The sequence below is a fragment of the bacterium genome (genome assembly GCA_036524115.1).
Taxonomy (GTDB): domain Bacteria; phylum JAUVQV01; class JAUVQV01; order JAUVQV01; family DATDCY01; genus DATDCY01.
Map to the genome: position 1 here is coordinate 1 of DATDCY010000342.1, position 3,154 is coordinate 3,154.

Consider the following 3,154-nt stretch of genomic DNA (forward strand, 5'->3'; position numbering starts at 1 on the left):
CCTGCCCGTCCTCTCTGTTGCCCTATGCAACTAGGGGGACAAGTCCCGGTAGACGGAGCGGTACTGCTCTCCTCCTGCGCTAGATAGGCTGGAAAATCAGGGCAGAAAAAAATGTGGCCGGTGAGACCCGGCCCGCAATGCGCGTCTGGATTTGTCCTGACTAATCGCGAGCGAAGGGTTCGGGTGTTGCGGTGAACCTCGCGCGCCGGCCCCGGTCGCTCCTGCTGTACGGCTTGAAGGGTTGATCGGCGATGCCGAAGATTGCCTTGAGCTGCACTTGGAGTCTCGCGAGGATCTTCGTTCGCGCTGCGAGCAGCTCTCCCGCCTTGGTCCTGAATAGGCCGTCGTCGGCTGCGACCGCCTTCAGGAGCTTCCAAGCCTCGTTTGGCTTCTTGGTGCGGCGGTCCATGAAGCCCAACTCTGAGAAGTCAGCGATCTTCACGCGCTGGCCCCGGATGCTCACGGCCACGCGGTCATACTCCAAGAACCGAAGCGCAACTTGGTCCCAGGAGTCGGCACCCGACAGGACCAGCGAGTTGGAAGTGGACGGCTCCTCGTCGAGCGCAACATAGTATTGCCCCCACCGGTCATCAAAGTGCGGGATGAAGTGCGGATCGTCGCTCGCATCATAAAGCCTCTTCATCTCTTTGCGGGCCGCGTGGTAGCGCTTGACGGCTGCCGGGTCGCGCCGAATCTGACTGAGCATCGCCGGCAGATTGGGCGGACAGCGCCACATCCTCATACTCATCAAGACCGTCTGCAACACGCTCTCGACGTCTGACTCGTGCTTTACACGTGCGATAGGCAATGGCTTACCCGTGTCTTTCATGGCGCAAGTGTGCGCTTGTTTGACTGCGCCGGGACGCTTGCTTTTCCCTGCCATTTGAGGATTCCCCTGTTTTTCAGGCAGTTAGCCGGGGATGGGGGTCTGACATTTTAAGTCCCTTGCGTCTGCCAGTTCCGCCACCCCGGCGCTGCCCGCCCACGATAGCAGATGCGATCGGGAGCGGACAGCGGCCGGGGATCGCCGCCGCGCGCCTGCCCGCTGACCCGCTTCCGCGCCGCCGGCGTCCGCGGTCAGCGGTCCTTGTGGCAGTCGTGGCAGAGGGGCGTCCAGTCCACCCCTTTCTCGGAGACGGTCACCAGGCGCAGCATCTTGTAGCCGACCGGCCGCTCGCGCTTGTGGAGGTGGCAGGTGCGGCAGGTGATGCGGTCGTTGAACAGCGGCAGCGTCGCGGGACGGTACGCGCGGGGGATCTCCGCGGCCGGCACGTCGCTCGGGTGGCTCCTCGACCCCACGTAGAGCTTCGGGAGATGCGCGAGCCCCGGCTTGCAGCACTCCGCCTTGATGTGGCAGGTCAGGCAGAGGCCGTCGACCGATCCGGCGAGGAGGCAATACCCCTCGCTCCCGCCGCAGGCCTTCGCGTAGATCTCCTCGGTGTGGCAGTTGAGGCAGACCCGCGGTTTCTCCTCGTCGTGGGGAGAGGCGATGTCGGCCGCGTCGCTGCGGGCCGCGAAGGCCAGGCCCGCAGCGACGACGGCACCCCGGAGCGCCGCCCCGGTGCGCATGGCGGGAGCCGCCGCGTCCGACCTCAGTGCACCGACGAGGACGCGCCGATCACCGGCTGCATGAAGTAGGAACCGTTGCCGCGCTGGCGCATCGACCGCTGGGCGTCGAAGTCCAGCGTGAGGTCGGTCAGCGCCCCCTGGGCGACGTTGAAGGAGTGGACGATCTTCAGCTCGCCCGGCATGTCCACCGGGTGCATCTGGCCGTCGGCCGTCATCACCGAGTTGTGGTATGGCGGCCCCGACCCGGCGTTCTGCATCATGACCAGCCGCACCTGCTGGTAGTGGCCGGCGGCGAGCTGCGTCGAGCACAGCTCCTGGAGGACGCCGCCGCGCAGGCGCATCAGGTCGACCGGCATCGGCGCGGTGACCGGGATCTCGTGCCACCCGGCCGCGCCCGGCGCCGCGTCGGCGCTCTGGTGGATGCGCACGCTCGTGATCGTCACGTTCACCTGGCGCATCGACATCATCGGCGCGTCGGTGAGGTTGATCCGCAGGTTGGTCTCCCCGCCGGCGCCCCCGTCGCCGCCGCTCGAACAGGCCGCCGGCACGAGCGCCAGCAGCAGCACCGCCATGCACGACAGGAATCTTCTCATCACTCGCTCCTCCTTCGGGATGGGGCCGGACGTCAGTATCGGTCCAGCCGCAGGATCACCCGCATCTCGCGCGTCGACGCCTTCGCCGCCAGCCGCACGTACTCGACGCGGTGCGGGCCGCGCATCTCGAGCAGCCGGTAGAGGCCGGGGCCGAGCGAGCGGTCCGCGAAGTCGACGACCTGCGCCTGGCCGTCGTCGAACACGATCTCGGCCCAGTCGATCCGGCCGCGGCCGTCGCGGATCTCCAGCCACAGCCGCTCGCCCACCGAGCCGCAGTCCAGCGTAAAGTCGACCCAGCCCTCCTCGTCGTAGAGGACGGTCGAGTCCTCCCAGATCAGCCGATCGCGGTAGCGCCCGTAGTCGTAGTAGTCCGAATACAGCGCGCCGCCGAAGATCACCAGCGGCAGGAACAGCGGCACCCGGTCGTCGAAGTCGTGGCGGCGATGCCGGTCGTGGCCGCGTCCGCGGCCGTGATCGTCCCCCCGGCCGCCGTACGGACCCTGCGGCGGCCGCACGATCATGGAGTTGAACGGGCGCGTCAGCGGCCAGCCCTTGGGGGGCGTCGGGGTCACCCGGGGCGGCGGTGGGGTGGCCGGCGCGGGGGGTGCCCCCGGCGAGGGCGGCGAGACCCGCGGCGCCGGCGTCGGCGAGGAGACCAGCGGCTGCGACGGGCGGCTCGCGGGCGGGGTCACCGCCGGGCGCGATGGCGACTGCGCGCCGCCGCCTCCCTGGTACGGCCTGGTCTGCGAGCCTCCCGGGTCTGCGGGGCTCGAGAGGAACGGCTCGCGCTGCTGGGCCACCGCGGCAGCCGGCAGGCCCGCCGCGGCGAACGCGACCGCCACGGCGACCGAGAGGGCGCCGGCGGCCCGGACTGTCGATGCTCGACTCATCGTTGCACCTCCGTGATTGCTCAACCTTGTGCCCAGGTTGACAACGCGGATCCCGGCATTGTTCCCTCCAATAGTAATGCCCGGCGCGGCCTGGCGCCATGG

At 68.7% G+C, this 3,154-nt stretch carries 4 protein-coding genes; all 4 read right to left on the reverse strand.

Features of this window, described 5'->3' with window-relative positions:
* Positions 1–160 precede the first annotated feature (160 nt).
* The 4 genes from VI078_16940 to VI078_16955 all read right to left on the reverse strand — a co-directional run bounded on the left by VI078_16940 (position 161) and on the right by VI078_16955 (position 3,052).
* A complete protein-coding gene (locus tag VI078_16940) occupies positions 161–829 on the reverse strand; it encodes a hypothetical protein (protein ID HEY6000974.1) in 669 nt (222 codons plus the stop codon).
* A gap of 248 nt (positions 830–1,077) precedes the next feature.
* The gene (locus tag VI078_16945) at positions 1,078–1,569 is read right to left on the reverse strand and encodes a hypothetical protein (protein ID HEY6000975.1); all 492 of its coding nucleotides are present in this window, start codon (positions 1,567–1,569) and stop codon (positions 1,078–1,080) included.
* 23 nt (positions 1,570–1,592) lie between these two features.
* Positions 1,593–2,162, reverse strand: a complete 570-nt coding sequence (locus VI078_16950) for a DUF4382 domain-containing protein (protein HEY6000976.1) — start codon at positions 2,160–2,162, stop codon at positions 1,593–1,595.
* Between the two features lie 32 nt (positions 2,163–2,194).
* On the reverse strand, positions 2,195–3,052 hold the full coding sequence (locus tag VI078_16955) for a hypothetical protein (protein HEY6000977.1): 858 nt from the start codon (positions 3,050–3,052) through the stop codon (positions 2,195–2,197).
* Positions 3,053–3,154: the final 102 nt, after the last annotated feature.

What these genes read in the sequence shown, in the direction of transcription:
- VI078_16945 (HEY6000975.1), bottom strand. Translation starts at nt 1,569, where the DNA reads ATGCGCACCGGGGCGGCGCTCCGGGGTGCCGTCGTCGCTGCGGGCCTG.
- VI078_16940 (HEY6000974.1), bottom strand. Translation starts at nt 829, where the DNA reads ATGAAAGACACGGGTAAGCCATTGCCTATCGCACGTGTAAAGCACGAG.
- VI078_16955 (HEY6000977.1), bottom strand. Translation starts at nt 3,052, where the DNA reads ATGAGTCGAGCATCGACAGTCCGGGCCGCCGGCGCCCTCTCGGTCGCC.
- VI078_16950 (HEY6000976.1), bottom strand. Translation starts at nt 2,162, where the DNA reads ATGAGAAGATTCCTGTCGTGCATGGCGGTGCTGCTGCTGGCGCTCGTG.